Here is an 18,329-nt window from a genome sequence, read left to right as displayed (position 1 = left end):
CCTGCACATCTATCGCAGGTTGTTTTAATGCGCCTGAACGATGAGGTAACAAGGCTTTACTGTTCCCGCAATAAAATCCGCACCTCCATCGATCCGGCGAACACTGGATTTAGATTATGGATATCAAACCATACCGCTTAGCTGCACCTATTTTTATGGTGGCTCTGGTCGCTGCGCCAACCTTGGTTAACGCCGCTGGTAAAGAGACGCACGCAGCACAAAATTCCGCATCAAGTGAGCGAGCTTCAACGACCAAGCTTACCCAACTGATCAACGTCGCTTTGAGTAACGATGGCAATCGTAAGCAATACTCAGCGCAATCTGCTGCCATGCGTGAAACGGGCGTCGCAAGTGCAACCTTGATGGACCCAAAACTGAAAGTGGGTTTTGGTGGCTTGCCTGTCGACAGCTTCAAATTCGATGAAGACCCAATGACCAACATCTCCGTTGGTTTAATGCAACAGTTTGAGCGTGGCTCTACGCTTGATTTACAGCAGAAGAAAGCCAATCAACAAGCCGACGGCCTTGGGCTTCAAGTGCATGCTCGTGAGCTTGAGGTAGCCAACAGCATGACTCAACTTTGGTTAGAGCTTGGTTACCAGCAACGCGCTGAGCAAATCATGCTTGAGAATCGCAAGTTGATGAAGGAAATGGAAAGCTTTATTCAAACCAATTACTCGATTGGCAAGAGTGAAGCGCAAGACCTACTCAACGCGCAACTTCAAGTGAGTAAGCTAGACGAGAAACTGCAAGCCAACGCACAAATGCAAAGTCGTCTTATCTCTCAACTCTCCGAATGGTTGGGGTCAGATTGGTTGGCAAACGAACAGGCTCTGCACGCGAGCAATCAACTTAATTGGGACACACTGAATAGCAAACTTGCTGCGAGTCAGAATTCCACCAAGCATTATCAGCAACTCAGCCAACACCCGATGGTTAAGATGGCCGACGCCAGCATTTCTGCCAATAAAACGCAGGTGGAAATTGCTGAGCAAGCCTACAACCCACAATTTGGCGTCGAAGTAATGTACGCCTACCGCCAAGCCGACAACATGATGGGCGAACCCGCTTCTGACTTGGTCAGCGCTTACTTAACCATGGACATTCCACTGTTCACTGGTGACCGCCAAGATCGCAATCTTGCTGCCGCTCAATACCAAGTTGGTGCGGCACAATCGCAAAAAGACACCTTACTAACGCAGATGAATGCCAAGGTGAACACTTTGCTGGTTGATCGCGGCAACTTAACCCAACGCTTAGAACGTTATCAATCCACCTTATTGCCTCAAGCGAAAGCGCGCATTCAAGCCGTTGAGCGGGGTTATCAAAACAACACAGCGCAGTTTAACGATGTGATTTCTGCCACTACTGACGAGTTGGCTCTGCAATTGGAGCAACAACGTCTGCTGACCGATCTCAACATCGCAAACAGCAATTTAGCCACCCTACTCGGTGGTTTCGACTATCAAGTCGAGCAACCAGAACTGTCTGAATTTAAAAAATAATAAGGTAAAACAATGAAAACATTAAAAATTGCAACCATCGCGCTGATTGTTGGTGGTGCTTTAGGGTTTGGTGCTAATTATTTTCTTACGGGCTCGGCTCGCGACATGAGTGTGATGGGTGGCGATTCTGGTGCAAGCTCCAATGATCCACTTTACTGGGTTGCCCCAATGGATCCGAATTACAAACGCGACAAGCCGGGTAAATCCCCAATGGGCATGGATTTGATCCCGGTTTACGCAGAAGATCTATCCAGTGAACAAGACGCACCGGGTACTGTGACTATCGACCCTTCAGTAGAAAATAACCTCGGGGTTAAAACCGCAAACGCGACACTGCAACAGCTATCACCACGCATCGAAACGGTTGGCTATATTGCCTTTGATGAAAGTCTGTTATGGCAAACCAACGTTCGTGTGGCGGGTTGGGTAGAAAAACTCTCCATCAATGCCGTGGGTGAGAAAGTGAAGAAAGGCGATGTGCTTTTCACGCTCTACTCTCCTGAACTGGTTAAAGCACAAGAAGAATTGCTGAATGCGTACCGCACTGGCCGCAAAGGTCTGGTAAAAGGCGCGACCGAACGCTTGGTAACGCTTGGGGTTGACCGTGCTCAAATCAAATCCATTACTCGTAGTGGTAAAGCATCGCAAACCATTGAAATCAAAGCGCCTGCTGATGGCGTTATCGCGAGCTTAAACGTGCGTGAAGGTGGCTATTTGTCCCCTGCTCAAGCGGTGATCAGTGCAGGTCCTTTGGACAATGTTTGGGTTGATGCGGAAGTCTTTGAGCGTCAAGCGCACTGGATGAAAGCGGGCTCTCAAGCCACGATGACCCTTGACGCGATTCCGGGCAATGAATGGCAAGGTGTTGTCGATTACGTGTACCCAATCCTCGATCCGAAAACACGTACGTTGCGTGTGCGCCTTAAATTCCCTAACCCAGATGGCGCATTGAAGCCAAACATGTTCGCCAACATTGCCCTTCAACCTGTCACTGATGACGCAGTATTAACGATTCCTAAATCATCTGTTATCCGCTCTGGCGGTATGACTCGCGTTGTTCTGGCGGAAGGTGATGGCAAATACCGTTCTGCTCGAATTGAAGTTGGCCGCGAAGCTGGCGAACAAATCGAAGTATTACAAGGACTTAAACAAGGCGATAAGATCGTTACTTCATCTCACTTCATGCTCGATTCTGAATCAAGCCAGTCGGCGGATCTGTCTCGCATCAATGGTGTAGAAGCAGCGGCAGAAACAGCATGGGCCAAAGGTGAAATCACAGACGTAATGAAAGATCACCGCATGCTGACCATCAACCACCAACCTCTACCAGAATGGGATTGGCCGGGCATGGTAATGAACTTCACTTTCGCAGATGGCGTTGAAATGGGTGACTTGAAAAAAGGTCAGGCTATCGAATTTGAAATGCAAAAGACGGAGTCCGGTCAGTACCAAATCATCGACTACAAGGCAGACAACAGCGTCATTGCCGCAGAGGTTTGGCTAACTGGTGACATCACAATGCTGATGGCTGATTTTGGCATGATCACCTTAAACCACCTACCGGTTGCAGAATGGAACTGGGATGCTGGCGAGATGAACTTCTCTGTCGGTGAAGATGTTGATCTATCGGGTTTTGAAGAAGGACAGAAAGTTCGGTTTCTAGTTGAAAAACAAGGATCTGACTACGTTCTTAGACAGCTAGTTCCTGCAACAACAGCCGTCGAGGGTTAATTATGATCAATGCTATTATTCGTTGGTCACTGAGTAACCGATTCCTAGTGTTGGTCGCGACCTTAGCCCTTATATTAGGCGGACTTTACAGTGTAAAGAATACGCCTGTTGATGCGATTCCGGATCTTTCTGATGTGCAAGTGATCATCAAGACAAGCTATCCGGGTCAAGCTCCTCAAGTCGTCGAGGATCAAGTTACTTACCCACTCACCACCGCCATGCTTGCCGTGCCGGGAGCTGAGACGGTTCGTGGCTACTCTTTCTTTGGTGACTCTTACGTTTATATCATTTTCAACGATGATACCGACATGTACTGGGCACGTTCACGCGTGTTGGAGTACTTAAGCCAAGTAGCACCAAAGCTGCCACCGAACGCAAAACCAACCCTAGGTCCTGATGCAACGGGCGTAGGCTGGGTTTACAGCTACGTATTACAAGACAAAACCGGCAAGCATGATTTGGCGGATCTCCGCAGCCTGCAAGACTGGTTCCTGAAGTACGAATTGCAAACCGTGGATGGCGTTTCTGAAGTCGCTACCGTGGGCGGTATGGTGAAGCAGTATCAAGTGCAGATTGATCCTGCCAAGCTGCGTGCGTACAACCTCACTTTGCAACAAGTGAACATGGCAATCCAAAACGGCAACCAAGAAACCGGCGCGTCCGTTATCGAAGTTGCGGAAGCCGAACACATGGTTCGTACCACGGGTTACCTAACCAGCATTGAAGACATCAAGTCACTGCCGCTAAAAGTCACTGAGAAAGGCACGCCGTTGCTATTAGGTGATATCGCAGACATTAACCTTGGCCCACAAATGCGCCGTGGTATCTCAGAGCTGAATGGCGAAGGTGAAGCGGTCGGTGGCGTTATCGTGATGCGCTTTGGTGAAAACGCCAGTGAAGTGATTGCAAAAGTCAAAGACAAACTCGCAGACCTACAACGCAGCCTGCCAGAAGGCGTGGAAATTGTTGCAACTTACGATCGCTCTACCCTTATCGATTCAGCGATAGAAAACCTCTGGAAGAAGCTTGCAGAAGAGTTCATCGTCGTTGCGATTGTGTGTGCGTTGTTCCTGTTCCACATTCGTTCTTCATTGGTTATCGCTCTGAGCCTACCGGTTGGCATTCTCACTGCGTTTATCGTAATGCATTGGCAAGGCATCAACGCCAACATCATGTCCCTTGGTGGTATCGCGATTGCCATCGGTGCCATGGTAGATGGTGCAATCGTGATGATTGAAAACGTTCACAAGCACATTGAACGAACGCCACTTACCGACAAAAACCGCTGGCAAGTAATTGGCAAAGCCGCAGAAGAGGTTGGCGCACCGCTGTTCTTCTCGTTGCTGATTATTACTCTTAGCTTCGTACCGGTGTTCGCCTTAGAAGGCCAAGAAGGCAAGATGTTCTCGCCGCTTGCGTTCACTAAGACGTACGCCATGGCAGCGGCAGCAGGTTTGGCGATCACACTCGTCCCTGTTCTTATGAGCTACTTCATTCGCGGTAAGGTGTTACCGGAACACAAAAACCCGGTTAACCGCGGCTTGGTCGCGCTGTACCGCCCGCTGTTGAACACCAGCTTAAAATACCCTAAGACCATGATTGTTATCGCATTAGGCCTAATGGCATCGGCTTACTACCCAACCAGTAAACTGGGTAGCGAGTTCATCCCTCCGCTGGATGAAGGCGACTTGATGTACATGCCAACGACCTATCCGGGTATCTCAATTGGTAAGGCGCGCGAGCTTCTACAACAGACCAACAAGCTGATCAAAACCGTTCCAGAAGTGAAAACCGTATGGGGCAAGATTGGCCGAGCTGAGACCGCAACCGATCCAGCACCACTCACCATGATCGAAACCGTGATTCAGTTGAAGCCACGCGACCAATGGCGTGAAGGCGTAACAACCGAGTCACTACGCAAAGAGTTCGACAAACTGGTTCAGTTCCCTGGTCTTACTAATGCTTGGGTAATGCCGATCAAAACGCGTATCGACATGCTGGCAACGGGCATCAAAACCCCTATCGGCATTAAGATCGCCGGACCCGATCTGAAAGTGATTGAGAAGATCGGTTCCCAGCTGGAGCCAATTCTTAATGGCGTACAAGGTATAGCATCGGTTTACGCAGAACGTGTCGCAGGTGGTCGTTATGTCACGATCGACATTAAACGTCGTGCCGCAGCGCGTTATGGCTTAAGCATCAAAGACGTTCAACAAGTGATCTCTACTGCGGTAGGCGGTATGAATGTGGGTGAAACCATCGAAGGCTTGGAGCGTTACCCAATCAACGTTCGTTACCCACAAGACTACCGTGACTCAGTGGTAAAATTGCAAAACTTACCGTTAGTGACACCAAATGGCGCTCGTATTGCACTGGCTGACGTAGCGGACATTCGTTACGAAGACGGTCCTCCAATGATCAAGACAGAGAACGCACGCCCGAACGGCTGGGTGTTTGTCGACATCGATGGTCGTGACCTTGGCTCTTACGTCGTGGAAGCACAGCAAGTCGTGGCCGATCAGTTGGAGCTTCCTGCGGGTTACTCGTTGGCTTGGTCTGGTCAATACGAATACATGGAACGTGCGAAAGACCGCTTGAGTGTCGTGGTACCAATCACTATCGCCATCATTATGCTGCTGCTTTACTTCAGCTTCCGTCGCGTTGGCGAAGTGATGATCATCATGCTTACCCTACCGCTCGCTATGGTTGGTGGTTTGTGGCTCATGCATATCCTCAACTACAACTTCTCGATTGCTGTTGGGGTCGGCTTTATTGCCCTCGCAGGCGTCGCGGTTGAAATTGGGGTCATCATGCTCGTCTACCTCAACCAAGCATGGCACTACAAAAAGCTGGATGCGGAAGAGAGCCAACAGAAGCTTGAGGCGAAAGACCTAACCGATGCCATTCGTGAAGGTGCAGGCCTGCGTGTCCGCCCAGTAATGATGACGGTACTGACGGTCATTATTGGTCTGATTCCGATCATGTACGGCGAAGGTACAGGATCAGAAGTAATGCAACGCATCGCCGCACCAATGATTGGCGGTATGGCATCGGCACTGCTGCTGACGCTGTTGGTACTTCCAGCCATCTTCAAGCTGTGGAAACAACGTGAGTTGCGCCCAAACAACTCAACTCCGAGCCAAACAAGCACGCAAACTGGCAACCAAATCGAAAACGCCGACAGCACAGATCGCACTGATAACAAGGCTTAATCCTTACCTTCCTCTCAAACATGCCGTTTGAGGGGAAGCAACCAAGTTATTAATGAATTAAAACAAGGATATAAAAATGAAAAAGACACTAATCACTCTTGCTCTAGCCCTAACAACAACGACTGCGTTTGCCCAAATGGATCATTCAAACATGGACCATGGCAACATGAAGCATGAAAACATGGACCACGGCAGCATGAAGATGGACCACAGTAAAATGGACCATTCAAACATGATGGATATGCCGGGCATGTCGGCAGTAGGTATGCCAGCAAAAGGGGCAAAGCCAGACAAGGTGGTACACGTAATCTTGGGTGATGACATGACCATCAAGTTCAAAAAAGACGTTAAGATTGAGCCAAACGATGTGGTGCAGTTTGTAGTCATGAACACCGGTAAGATCAACCACGAGTTTACGATTGGTTCGGCTAAAGAGCAGCTAGAACATCGTGAAATGATGAAGACAATGAGCGGTGATCATATGCACGACTCGGGCAACTCTGTGACGGTCGAACCAGGCAAAGCGAAGCAGTTGTTGTGGCACTTCCACGGTGACAACAAGGTTGAGTTCGCGTGCAACATTCCGGGCCATGCAGAATCGGGCATGGTTAAAAAGATTGAACTGTAAGTAATTATCCAACTAGACAAAGGAGCTGATGATTCAGCTCCTTTTATTTCTGGATCAAACTATTCGTTAGCTCATGATAAGAAATTCTGAGCCAGTGTCTCACGCTAAGATATTTTTGTGACCGAATCACCGACGTAATATATAAGCCAAACTACAGGCCTTGATAGCAACACTCTTCTCCCCATATTGAGACCGTTTAAGCGTATTGCAAAGAATCCTACATAAAATAGACATAGATTTAACAGTGTTTAGAGTATTGGCTCGTTATAGTTTACGTGACATCGCTACCGTGCGAACTAAAACTAAAATTGAAGAACACGATCCATGAAAAAGTTATTTTTGTTGGCTGGGCTAATGGTTTGCTCAACCCTAAGTTACGCGTCCCAACTGAATGAGGACATTTCTCTCCTCGAGCAACAAACCTCAAGCAGAATTGGGGTGTCAGTTTGGGATACCCAAGCAGACGAGCGTTGGGATTACCGTGGCGATGAACGCTTCCCACTCATGAGCACATTCAAAACCCTAGCTTGTGCCAAAATGTTAAGTGATATGGACAGCGGTAAGCTAAGTAAAAATGCGACCGCAAAAGTCGATGAGCGCAGTATCGTTGTATGGTCTCCAGTGATGGATAAGCTCGCAGGCCAAAACACACGCATAGAGCACGCGTGTGAAGCCGCTATGTTAATGAGTGATAATACTGCAGCCAACTTGGTATTAAATGAAATTGGCGGCCCTAAGGCCGTAACAATGTTTCTGCGAACAATTGGAGATAAAGCAACGCGCCTAGACAGAATAGAACCTCGCTTGAACGAAGCCACACCAGGCGACAGCCGCGACACAACCACACCTAACGCCATACTAAACACTCTACGAACTTTGGTCGAAGGCGAAACGTTGTCTTATGAGTCTCGTGTGCAATTAAAAATCTGGATGCAGGACAACAAAGTTTCAGACTCGTTAATGCGTTCTGTATTACCAACAGGTTGGTCTATTGCAGACCGTTCTGGTGCGGGAGGTCATGGTTCGCGTGGCATTAACGCGATTATATGGAAGGAAAATCATCGACCTGTTTACATTAGTATTTATGTCACAGAAACCGAGCTCTCACTTCAAGCTAGGGACCAACTCGTTGCGCAGATAAGTCAGTTGATTTTACAAAAGTACAAAGACAATTAACTCACCACTCACCTGACCCTATTTGTATCCTTTTCTAGCCCTTCTCTTCCAGAAGGGCTCATTCTGCACTTCCATCTTAAAAACACCACTTATTGAGTAATGACTTACTTATAAATAGGTATAAGATTTACTTATTTAGGGTGAGTTAACGCCCACATTAAGCAACCAAATGCACAAAAACGGCGATAATTGAACCATACTCTTACCAAGAAGCACATTTTCTACAAAATAGCTTCACGTAATTTATTGTTGGTATTTGCAACATTGCCAAGGAGATGTCTATTGAGACTTGAAAGAACTTTTAACCCTGATGACTTATCGATGCAAAACATGGAAAGTCCGATATGTATGCCGATAGGGTTTGTTCACTTTTTAGCTCAATCGGAAACACTACAGCAAGTACTTGATACGGTGGCAGAATGGATAAATCGTATATTTAATTCTGACCGTGCGAGTATCACACTTTATGAAAACAATGATCATTTAAAGGTCTACTCTTTCTCTGGTAGTAAAGCGATTCCCGCTGAATTTTTAGTGCCCATTCATCAAGCGTTTGTTGGCCGAGTGTTCAAAAAGCAACAACTGATGATCTGCGACGATGTTACGCAATCTGATGAGATCGATTGTGTGATGCTCGCATCCAATGGTATGGGTACGTGTATGGACGCGCCTTTAATGCACGGTAAAGTCTGCCTAGGAACGCTTAACGTTGCGCATCATCAAACGCACATTTACACAAACGAACAAGCGGCACAGCTTCAGTGCATCGCTAATTGGATTGCTTTAAACATTGCCCTTCATATACAGATTATGAAAATGGAGCACCTCGCCACGACGGATGATCTAACAGGTATTCCAAACCGCAGAGAGTTCATGCGACAAATCGAAAGCCGCCTAAATGAATACCGAACCCAGGGCATTGACTTCCATGTTGCTATTTTAGATCTCGACAATTTTAAAAGCCTCAATGACCGATTTGGTCATGACGCAGGCGATAAATCACTGATCCATGCAGTTAATACTATTAAAAGTCATCTACTTGATTGTGACTTACTTGCCAGAGTTGGCGGTGAAGAGTTTGCCATCGTATTAAGAAGTCGCTCATCACAGCAAGCTCTAGACACATTAGAAACGATTCGTAATGCACTAGAAACGACGACCGTTCAACATTCAGGTTGTGATATGAGCTTCACCGCGAGTATTGGGGTAACTCAAGTCTGTCGTCTCGACGACTCATTTGAACCACTCGTTAAACGCGCCGACTTAGCACTTTACAAGGCAAAAGAAACCGGAAGAAATCGCGTTGAGTTTCATATTGGTGAAGAAAGGTAGAAAAAATAAAAAAAGGTAGTGACTCATTGCGCTACCTTTTATCGATTCTAACCCGCTTAAAATAACTAATACGAACTTTAAGCCAGTTAAAAATAAGAATGAGCAAATTTAATTATGCTTTCTTAAGATCTTTAGCTGGGTAAGTTAGTGTTTTTTCGCCTGCTTTTACATGTGTGTAAAAACCGCCACTGCTTAAACCTGTAACAACCATTTCGCCAAGATCGATACCTTTAGTCGCTACTACTACGTCACCGATTGAAAACATATTGAATACCTTGTTTGTTTAGATTAAGACACTAAGTCGTTGCGCGGTATTTAATACGATATTAGGCAAAGCACCTAATCGAGTTTTTTATCGTAAAGATTAATTTATATTTGTCGTGAACTCTAAGTTTCCACATTGAAAATCACAGGATATTTTCCAAAAAAAGATGCGCGATTCTTGTGAAATACGGTAATATTTTCTAGCATCAAGTGCGGAGGTATTCTCCGCCCTCATTGGAGAAAAATGATGAAGAAAGGCCTAAAAATGCGTGCATTAGAGCGTTCTGATTTGCGCTTTATTCATGAACTGAATAACAACCGAAATATCATGGCCTACTGGTTCGAAGAACCTTACGAGTCTTATGACGAGCTCGAAGAACTTTATCGAAAACATATACATGATGACGCTGAAAGGCGTTTTGTCGTCGAAGATGAAGACGGCATCGTAATTGGCTTAGTTGAGCTGATCGAGATTAACTACATTCACCGCAGCGCGGAATTTCAGATAATCATCGCCCCAGAGCATCAAGGCCGAGGTTATGCGACAGAGATGATTAATCGTGCGTTAGATTACTCATTCTCAATTCTTAATCTACGTAAAATCTACTTATTAGTCGCAGTGGATAACGAAGTCGCTATTCACTTATACAAAAAGTGCGGCTTTATCGAAGAAGGTCACCTTGTAGAAGAATACTTTATTAACGGCGCTTACAGCGATGTTAAGCGCATGTATATATTAAAACACCAGTACCAGAAAAAGATCGAAGAAAACAACTCAATTCACTAGTTCATTCTATCAAAGTAAAAACGCAGCTATTTGGGCTGCGTTTTTATTTATTCAAATTGATATTGATATGATAATACGATGCGCTTGTCTGCTTCATCCAAATAGGTGTTGTTGTCCATGACAAACGTCATTACGTTAAAAGAGTGGCGTTTGCTCACGAGGTAACCAAGACCAATACCACCAAAGAAGCCTTTGTAGTTCTCTCCTTCACTGTTTTCTGAGCCGTAAGTGCCTGCTGCGAAGCTGATTAACGTCAGCTCTTTGGTAAACGATTTCAGCGCAAATGCACCAACGTAACCGCTACTGCCTGAAGAGCTCATCATATTGAAGCCATTCTCTGCACTTGGCGTACCCGTAAAGTTAGGCTCGCTACAGAGACTACTTTCTGCACCGTCACAAACAGGAAGATCACCAGTGTTGTACGTATAGCCTGCCATTGGGAAAATTTGGAAGCCTGCTGGCTCAATCCCGAAATAACTTAGCGGCATAAAGGTACCAACGCTGTAGTTGGTTTGATCCGCGCCGTTTACGTATTCATTTTTACCGAAGTTGAAGTTCACGATACCGACCGGAAACAGCCACGAGCCACCAATACGCCACTCGCTCGCATCATCATTGATACGCAGGTTAATTTTGCGCGCTTGGTCAAGCGCAAGTGAGCCCGAGAATGAGATGTTTTGATCATCAAAATCGTAGTTGTTTGCGTAAGACGCGCCAAATTTCGTGATGACTTTTGTTGGGTCATCCGCCAACTTGTTTTTATTGCCTTTTACTCGATGCTCGGCACCATGAGCCAACGTACTGACCAACAAAGTCGTACACACTAACGCTAGTTTGTTTTTCATTTTTTAGTCCTTTGAGATGTTGAATACCCGCACTTAGCTGCGCAGATATTTTTTGAATCATCACTCACTGGATGTGACAGAAGCGCCCTAACTACCTTAGATGGCGTGACAGCATCCAGTGCAGGTAGTTAGGGTAGAATGGCCTGTAAGGAAGGCGTTTTAGCGATTAGGAATGATTAGTTTTTCCAGTTGTAGCTCATGCTCATGAAGTACAGCGCAGGCTCATCAAAGCCAGCTTGTAAGCGTGGCGTTTCTGACGATTCCATCAAGATCGCTTCAAACGCGAAACCAATTGAGTTTTCTGAATCCAATTTGTAATCAATGCCTGTACCAATGCGGTACGCCTTGCCAGTAGGAACGGTAATGTCACCGTTTGATTGACTTTCATACATGCTGGTATCGAATGCAAAACCTGCATTCCACATCATTTTTTCATTCAGTTTGTACTGAGTACCCAATGCGATTTGGTAAGTGTCTTGTGTCTCTACGTTCAGCGTGGTTGTGTATTCGCTCCAGTCTTGCCAGTTCACGTTCCACATCACCGCTAGGTCATCATTCACTTCATGGTAAGCACTGAAGATCAGTTGTTGTGGAGCAATGGAGTTACTCTTGTCGAATTCAAATTCGGTTTCAGAAGAGTAAGACAGACCAAGACGCGTGCCTGGTGTTGCCTCATAAAGCACACCTACTCGGCCGTTGAGCTGAGTATCTTGGTCTTCGTCATTGAAGTTCAAGGCTCCCTTCGTTTCCACTTCATACATACCGTACTGAATGCCAAGCGCCGCACCCACAGACCAGTGATCATTGATGCGGTAAGAAGCGGAAGGTTGAATGGTCAAGGCTTGCGTCGTTGCTGTAGGAATATCTAAATGATCACCCAAAAGACCTTCGTACTCGAGGCCAAGGCCGTAGTTGCCATACAGACCAATACCCAGCGTCCATTTGTCGTTCACTTGTTGGCTGTAAAATGCCGACGCCATAGGAACAAAACCAATCACGTTGCCCGCATCGCCAGTCATCGTGTCTAATTGCGCGTCACCGTAAAGGCCAATCAGGTTACCAGAGAAAGATTTACCAGAAACATTCGCCAGACCAGCCGGGTTTGCTGCCATTACTGAGGCATCTTGCGCACGAGCCGCCATACCAGCGGATGCCAAACCAATATCCGATGCTGTTGTTTCGTAAAGGTATAACCCACCCGCTTGCGCAGCAGCACACGTCAGTAAAGAGCTCGCTACGACGATTTTTGAAAGATTTTTCATGTTAAAACCTATTATTGTTTGGGAAACCCACGCTGCGACGGTGGTTGTATATCAATGAAAGGCATTGGCCAATCGCACACAGCGTGGGGGTGTTGTGGAGTCAGTCAGTTGAAATCAGCGTTATTGCTCGCTCACCTCAAGTTCAGTGGGTTTCTTTCGCTTAAACTTCTCGCGCAGAGATTGCATCATCACGAAGAACACTGGCGTCAGTAACGTGCCAACAAACGTAGAGAGAATCATGCCGCCGAATACCGCAAAGCCCAGTGAGTGACGAGATGCCGCACCGGCACCCGATGCAATCACCAACGGGAATACCCCCCAGATGAAGGCGAATGCGGTCATCTGTACTGCACGGAAACGGACTCGAGCAGCTTCTTTGGCAGCATCAATGATGGATAAGCCCTTTTCTTCTCGCAGAACTTTGGCAAATTCCACGATAAGAATCGCCACTTTGGCGGACATACCGATCAAGATGACCACACCAATCTGCACGTATAAATCGAACGGTTGTCCCACCAGCAATAGCGTGCCCATTGCGCCGAGAATCGCGACTGGAACCGCCATCATTACCGCAGCAGGAATGGTCCAACTTTCGTACTGAGCCACCAAGAACAAGTAGGTGAACAGCAAAGACAATGCGAACGCGATTGGTGCCATGTTGCCTGCTTTCATCTCTTGGTAAGTCATGCCTGACCACTCGTATGAGTAACCACTTGGCAAAGATTCCGCAGCCAGTTTTTCAATGGCTTTTACAACATCACCCGAGCTGTAACCTGGCGCTGGCGCACCGTTCACGGTTGCAGAACTGAACATGTTGTAGTTCGACAAGGTATCTGGGCCGAAGATCGGCTTCACTTTCACTAGCGTTGCCAGTGACACCATTTTTCCAGAGCTTGAGCGAACAAACAGATGGTTGATGTCGTCGATATTGTCACGGTATTGCTCTTCTGCTTGCACTTTCACTTGGTACGAACGACCAAACAAGTTGAAGTCAGAAATGTAGGCACCGCCCAACTGCGCTTGCAGTGTGCTGAAGATTTCATTCAACGGTACGCCCATCGAAATCGCTTTATCGCGGTCAATATCGATGTAACGTTGCGGAATGTTCGCACGGAAAATCGAGAACGCACGTGCCACTTCAGGCAGTTGATTGATTTGGGCAACAAAATCAGCGGTTGTTTTTGCCAACTCTTGTGGAGAACGGCCCAAGTTGTCTTGCAGCACAAGGTTGAAACCATCCACCGCACCCATGCCTTTGATTGCCGGCGTCGCGAAAACGAACGAAGCGGCATCTGGCGTTGAGTTCAGCATTTGGTTAACTTTGTTCATCAACGCACGTTGGTGTAGCTCAGGGTCTTTACGTTTGCTCCAGTTATCCAGTTTGATGATCAACATGCCCGAGTTTGGAATCGACGCCATGTTAATTACCGAGAAGCCCGCAACCGAAACCACGTTCTCCACACCTTCCATCTGTTTTAGCTCATCAACGTACTTCTTCATTAATGGTGCAGTACGCTGCAATGCTGCTGCGTCTGGCAAACGCATTTCGACCATGAACACGCCTTTATCTTCGTTCGGTACGAAAGAAGAAGGTACGGTCATGAACGCAAATGCCAGCACCGCAATAAGCGCGCCATAAACACCGATACTCAGCACAATACGACGGCTCAAGAAGCCAACTAAACCTTGGTATTTGCGCGTTATTGCTTCAAAACCTCGGTTAAACGCACGCAAAGGCGCAATAGGTTGCGAGTGAGTAGATTTCAACATCAACGCACAAAGCGCTGGCGTTAACGTCAATGCGTTGATCGCAGAGATCAGCACCGATACACAGATGGTGACCGCGAACTGGTTGAACATTCGACCAGAAATACCCGGCAATAGCGCAACCGGTACGAATACCGCCAACAAAATAAGCGTTGTTGCCAATACTGGCCCCGTCACTTCTTTCATAGCTTGGATAGTGGCCGGAATCGGGTCTAAATGCTCTTCATGGATAACCCGCTCCACGTTCTCTACCACGATGATCGCATCGTCCACCACGATACCGATGGCGAGGATCAAGCCAAACAACGAGATCGTGTTAATGGTCATGCCCATCACGCCCATGATTGCGAAAGTCGCAATGATGGAAACCGGAATCGCTAAGGTTGGAATGATGGTCGCTCGCCAGTTCTGCAAGAAAACGTACACAACGAAGGTGACAAGAAGTACCGCAATCACCAGCGTCTCATACACTTCATCAATCGATGTCTCTACGTATTCGGTAGAGTCATACGCGATGTCATAGACCAAATCATCTGGGAACGATTTCTCGTACTCTTTCATGGCCTCTTTCACGCGTTCCATCACGTCTAGCGCGTTCGCGGTCGGCAACTGGTACAAGGCCAGAACGGCTGCTGGTTCGTTATTCATACGACCATCAGCTTCGTAACCTTGTGCGCCAACTTCGACACGAGCCACATCTTTCAAGCGAATCAAAGAACCTTTCTTGCTCGCACGAATGATGATGTTCTCGAACTCTTCCGCAGAAGTGAGGCGGCCTTTGGTTTGCAAAACATATTGATATTGCTGGTCACCCGGAGCTGGCATACCACCGATCTTACCCGCCGCCACTTGGATGTTTTGCGTTTTAATTGCGCCAATAACATCGCTAGCAGAAAGCTTCAAGGTAGCCAGTTTATTTGGGTTCAACCAAATACGCATTGAGTAGTCTTTCTTACCCAGCAGCGTAATGTCACTCATACCTTCGATACGTTTTAGACGCTCAACGATATTGAGATCCGCGTAGTTAGAAAGGTAGATACTGTCGTAAGACTGTTTCGGAGAACGCAGTGTGATAACGCCCAGCATGTCGGAAGATTTCTTCTTAACCGTCACACCGATTTGGTTTACTTCTTGTGGTAGAGACGACGTCGCCTGTGCCACCAAGTTGTTCACACGAACCTGCGCCATATCGCCATCTGCGCCCACTCGGAAGTAAATACGCAATGTGTATGAGCCATCGTTACCAATCACAGAAGACATGTAAATCATGTCTTCAACGCCGTTGACTTTGGCTTCTATCGGTTGTGCTACGGTCTTTTTAACCACGTCCGCATTTGCACCCGGATACATGGTGCTCACCGTAATTACCGTTGGAGAGATTTGAGGATACTCAGAAATTGGCAAGACTTTCAGGGCGATCATACCCATCAATGTCATCGCCAGTGAGATCACCAAAGCAAATTTCGGCCGGTGAATGAAAAATTTACTTAACATCAGTACTCACTCAGCCTTGTTCACTCTGTAGCTCAACGTCTTTCACCGTTGCACCCGGACGCACTTTTTGTAGACCATGGACGATGACTTTTTCGTTAGCCGCCAAACCAGTCAGCACAGCACGTTTCACACCGTAGGTCTGACCGAGTTCAACGTTACGACGAGACACCACGTGATCATCACCAACCACCATGACGTAGTCACCCGCTTGGTCTTGTTGAACAGCCGCCGATGGGATAAGCAAACCATCAATGGTTTTGTTGCGCAGCTTGATGGTCAAGTTGCCATATTCACCCGGCATAAGCGCGTAAGTTGGATTATCGAATTGTGCTTCTGCTCGAATTGAGCCTGTTTCTAAATCGATCTTATTGCCAACGGCGTAGATCTTGCCATCAAGCGGATACAATGAACCGTCTGAAAGCGTCAGTGTTAAATCAACATCCAGTTTGTCATCGTTACGATGAGCCACATCAATGGCACTTCTTACTCGGCGGTAGAGCTTCTCATCCACATCAAAGCCAAAGCGAATTGGGTCTACTTGAGTGATCGAAACAAGAGGAACGATTTGAATTTTCGAAATACGGTCACCCACTCGGAAGTTGCTGAAACCCACGCGGCCAGAGAAAGGAGCGCGCACAGAGCTAAATTCAAGATCGAGCCTTGCTGAAACCAGCGTCGCTTTCGCCTCTTCTACCGAAGCAATCGCTGCGGCGTGCGCAGCAATGGCGTCATCGTATTGCTGCTCACTGATGCTTTTATCTTTGATGAGTTTCTTCACACGTTCTGCATCACGCGTAGTTTGAACGAGTTGTGCTTTTGCTTTTTGCAACGACGCTTTTGCATACGCCAGTGCCGCTTTGTAAGGACGGTCGTCGATTTCAAACAACAATTGGCCTTTTTCGACCATATCGCCATCTTTAAAATGAATCGCGGTTAATTCGCCACCGACTCGCGGCATAATATCAACGTCATTTACCGCTTCAGTTCGACCGATAAAAGTATGATAAGGAGTGATTTTTGTTTCGGTTAGGGTAACGGTTTCAACAGAGGGTGCTTGGGCTGTTTTCGTTGCGATATCGCCAGTTTTGCATCCTGATAGTAATGCAGAAGATATAGCAATAGATACCAACGCAAATTTATATTTGGCTTTCATGATAAACCTACTTTATTTAGAAAGTGCCCTAGCCTAAATATTTAAATATATGGATAAACACACTTTCTATTCTGGAAATAAACGAGGGAGTTAGAATTGGTAGTTAAATTCGATACGGTGATCACCATCACCGAAATTAACGTGCTCATTCCAGTTTGCAAAGTAACGAATATTTGCGCGAGGATTAATTTGATAAGACAACGCAAACTCATGAGTCAAGATATTATCTTCACCCGCGTAATAAGTATCTTTATATTGACTAGACCCTGACAACGTATGCATATACATTGGGTTGTAGTTAATCCAGATTTTATCGGTTAATTCAATTTTTGAGTACATACCCACAACAGTGAAAGTACCTGGAATTTCATAACCTTTGTCATCACCACTAAAATCATTAGCAATAGTGACACCCGCACCAGCTAAAGGAAATAGCTGCAACATACCAAACTTAGGTAGACCTTGAATAAAGCTATAAGATGCATCTAATTTATCGTTATCAACGTCGTAGTTTACATCTAATTGACGGCCTAGACCTTTTGCGACTTCTACTTGGAAATTACGTAGTCTGAAAGAGTCAATGCTGTCATCAACGTTGGCATATATTGGATCGTCATTGTCGCGAATGCCAAATAGCTCACCACCAATGCCTTTCATTTCAATGATGTTCATCGCCATGGTACCAGGCTGGCTAGATTGATAAGTTTGACCGATTTTGATGTTCGCGCCTTTATCAGTAATACCAAAGCCCGCTTGGGTGTATACCGCAAGTGGGTCAGACATATCTTGTAGTTCTTCGTTATTGTTTGTCTGCGCATAGGCAGAAGACGCGAGTTGTAGGGCTGCAACCATAATGGCAACAGACGGTTTCACTAAATTCATAAAACTGTATCCATTTTAATGATTATAAAATTATTCACGTCATGAGGTCATCATAAATAGCAAGCAACACAACTCGCTTTGGATAACATAAATTATCAAAGCAAATTCAATAATGACGAAACATTCGACGTTTTAATTAAAATAAAATAAAGCATCGTAAAAGTTCAATCACCGCTACTTATATCTTATATAACTTGAAATTTGGTAATACCAATGAAGAAGGAAATATTAAAACTTATGAAAATTCAATTATCATTAGAACAAATGATTAATTAATTTTACCATATAAAT

At 46.2% G+C, this 18,329-nt stretch carries 13 protein-coding genes; 7 read left to right on the top strand and 6 right to left on the bottom strand.

What is annotated here, in order from left to right:
* The first annotated feature begins 116 nt into the window (after positions 1-116).
* The 6 genes from R7F67_RS15655 to R7F67_RS15630 all read left to right on the top strand — a co-directional run bounded on the left by R7F67_RS15655 (position 117) and on the right by R7F67_RS15630 (position 9,584).
* Entirely contained in the window at positions 117-1,505 is a 1,389-nt protein-coding gene (locus R7F67_RS15655; protein ID WP_258476166.1) for a TolC family protein, read from the top strand.
* Positions 1,506-1,517: 12 nt separating this feature from the next.
* A complete protein-coding gene (locus R7F67_RS15650; RefSeq protein ID WP_258476167.1) occupies positions 1,518-3,236 on the top strand; it encodes an efflux RND transporter periplasmic adaptor subunit in 1,719 nt (572 codons plus the stop codon).
* Positions 3,237-3,238: 2 nt separating this feature from the next.
* Entirely contained in the window at positions 3,239-6,448 is a 3,210-nt protein-coding gene (locus R7F67_RS15645; protein ID WP_318057264.1) for an efflux RND transporter permease subunit, read from the top strand.
* Between the two features lie 76 nt (positions 6,449-6,524).
* The gene (gene copI / locus R7F67_RS15640) at positions 6,525-7,076 is read left to right on the top strand and encodes a copper-resistant cuproprotein CopI (RefSeq protein ID WP_054574439.1); all 552 of its coding nucleotides are present in this window, start codon (positions 6,525-6,527) and stop codon (positions 7,074-7,076) included.
* Positions 7,077-7,400: 324 nt separating this feature from the next.
* The gene (locus R7F67_RS15635) at positions 7,401-8,252 is read left to right on the top strand and encodes a carbenicillin-hydrolyzing class A beta-lactamase CARB-42 (RefSeq protein ID WP_005375420.1); all 852 of its coding nucleotides are present in this window, start codon (positions 7,401-7,403) and stop codon (positions 8,250-8,252) included.
* Between the two features lie 282 nt (positions 8,253-8,534).
* Positions 8,535-9,584 (top strand): sensor domain-containing diguanylate cyclase, encoded by a 1,050-nt coding sequence (locus R7F67_RS15630; protein WP_053303796.1) that lies wholly within the window; start codon positions 8,535-8,537, stop codon positions 9,582-9,584.
* A gap of 112 nt (positions 9,585-9,696) precedes the next feature.
* On the opposite strand, the gene R7F67_RS15625 is transcribed toward R7F67_RS15630, so the two are convergent.
* Positions 9,697-9,849, bottom strand: coding sequence for a hypothetical protein (locus R7F67_RS15625; RefSeq protein ID WP_005375418.1), 153 nt, complete (start codon positions 9,847-9,849; stop codon positions 9,697-9,699).
* Between the two features lie 246 nt (positions 9,850-10,095).
* Here R7F67_RS15625 and speG point away from each other — a divergent pair, with 246 nt between their 5' ends.
* A complete protein-coding gene (gene speG / locus R7F67_RS15620; RefSeq protein ID WP_005375417.1) occupies positions 10,096-10,635 on the top strand; it encodes a spermidine N1-acetyltransferase in 540 nt (179 codons plus the stop codon).
* Between the two features lie 47 nt (positions 10,636-10,682).
* Here speG and R7F67_RS15615 read toward each other — a convergent pair whose 3' ends face one another.
* The 5 genes from R7F67_RS15615 to R7F67_RS15595 all read right to left on the bottom strand — a co-directional run bounded on the left by R7F67_RS15615 (position 10,683) and on the right by R7F67_RS15595 (position 18,038).
* Entirely contained in the window at positions 10,683-11,480 is a 798-nt protein-coding gene (locus R7F67_RS15615) for a hypothetical protein (RefSeq protein WP_258476169.1), read from the bottom strand.
* A gap of 176 nt (positions 11,481-11,656) precedes the next feature.
* Positions 11,657-12,742 (bottom strand): OmpP1/FadL family transporter, encoded by a 1,086-nt coding sequence (locus R7F67_RS15610; protein WP_193837204.1) that lies wholly within the window; start codon positions 12,740-12,742, stop codon positions 11,657-11,659.
* Positions 12,743-12,862: 120 nt separating this feature from the next.
* Entirely contained in the window at positions 12,863-16,003 is a 3,141-nt protein-coding gene (vmeQ, locus tag R7F67_RS15605) for an efflux RND transporter permease subunit VmeQ (RefSeq protein WP_138939638.1), read from the bottom strand.
* A 10-nt stretch (positions 16,004-16,013) separates the two neighbouring features.
* The gene (gene vmeP / locus R7F67_RS15600; protein WP_053303798.1) at positions 16,014-17,156 is read right to left on the bottom strand and encodes an efflux RND transporter periplasmic adaptor subunit VmeP; all 1,143 of its coding nucleotides are present in this window, start codon (positions 17,154-17,156) and stop codon (positions 16,014-16,016) included.
* 90 nt (positions 17,157-17,246) lie between these two features.
* Positions 17,247-18,038 (bottom strand): hypothetical protein, encoded by a 792-nt coding sequence (locus tag R7F67_RS15595; RefSeq protein WP_017635247.1) that lies wholly within the window; start codon positions 18,036-18,038, stop codon positions 17,247-17,249.
* Between the last annotated feature and the right edge of the window lie 291 nt (positions 18,039-18,329).

Source organism: Vibrio sp. YT-17, from assembly GCF_033337375.1.
Lineage (GTDB): Bacteria > Pseudomonadota > Gammaproteobacteria > Enterobacterales > Vibrionaceae > Vibrio > Vibrio alginolyticus.
The sequence above is the reverse complement of the archived record's forward strand: the minus strand, read 5'-3'. Positions and strand labels throughout refer to the sequence as shown.

Excerpts from the sequence above, each read along its gene's own strand:
- R7F67_RS15650 (WP_258476167.1), top strand. The coding sequence starts at position 1,518 with ATGAAAACATTAAAAATTGCAACCATCGCGCTGATTGTTGGTGGTGCT.
- R7F67_RS15645 (WP_318057264.1), top strand. The coding sequence starts at position 3,239 with ATGATCAATGCTATTATTCGTTGGTCACTGAGTAACCGATTCCTAGTG.
- R7F67_RS15615 (WP_258476169.1), bottom strand. The coding sequence starts at position 11,480 with ATGAAAAACAAACTAGCGTTAGTGTGTACGACTTTGTTGGTCAGTACG.
- vmeP (WP_053303798.1), bottom strand. The coding sequence starts at position 17,156 with ATGAAAGCCAAATATAAATTTGCGTTGGTATCTATTGCTATATCTTCT.
- speG (WP_005375417.1), top strand. The coding sequence starts at position 10,096 with ATGAAGAAAGGCCTAAAAATGCGTGCATTAGAGCGTTCTGATTTGCGC.
- vmeQ (WP_138939638.1), bottom strand. The coding sequence starts at position 16,003 with ATGTTAAGTAAATTTTTCATTCACCGGCCGAAATTTGCTTTGGTGATC.
- R7F67_RS15635 (WP_005375420.1), top strand. The coding sequence starts at position 7,401 with ATGAAAAAGTTATTTTTGTTGGCTGGGCTAATGGTTTGCTCAACCCTA.
- R7F67_RS15655 (WP_258476166.1), top strand. The coding sequence starts at position 117 with ATGGATATCAAACCATACCGCTTAGCTGCACCTATTTTTATGGTGGCT.
- copI (WP_054574439.1), top strand. The coding sequence starts at position 6,525 with ATGAAAAAGACACTAATCACTCTTGCTCTAGCCCTAACAACAACGACT.
- R7F67_RS15595 (WP_017635247.1), bottom strand. The coding sequence starts at position 18,038 with ATGAATTTAGTGAAACCGTCTGTTGCCATTATGGTTGCAGCCCTACAA.
- R7F67_RS15610 (WP_193837204.1), bottom strand. The coding sequence starts at position 12,742 with ATGAAAAATCTTTCAAAAATCGTCGTAGCGAGCTCTTTACTGACGTGT.
- R7F67_RS15625 (WP_005375418.1), bottom strand. The coding sequence starts at position 9,849 with ATGTTTTCAATCGGTGACGTAGTAGTAGCGACTAAAGGTATCGATCTT.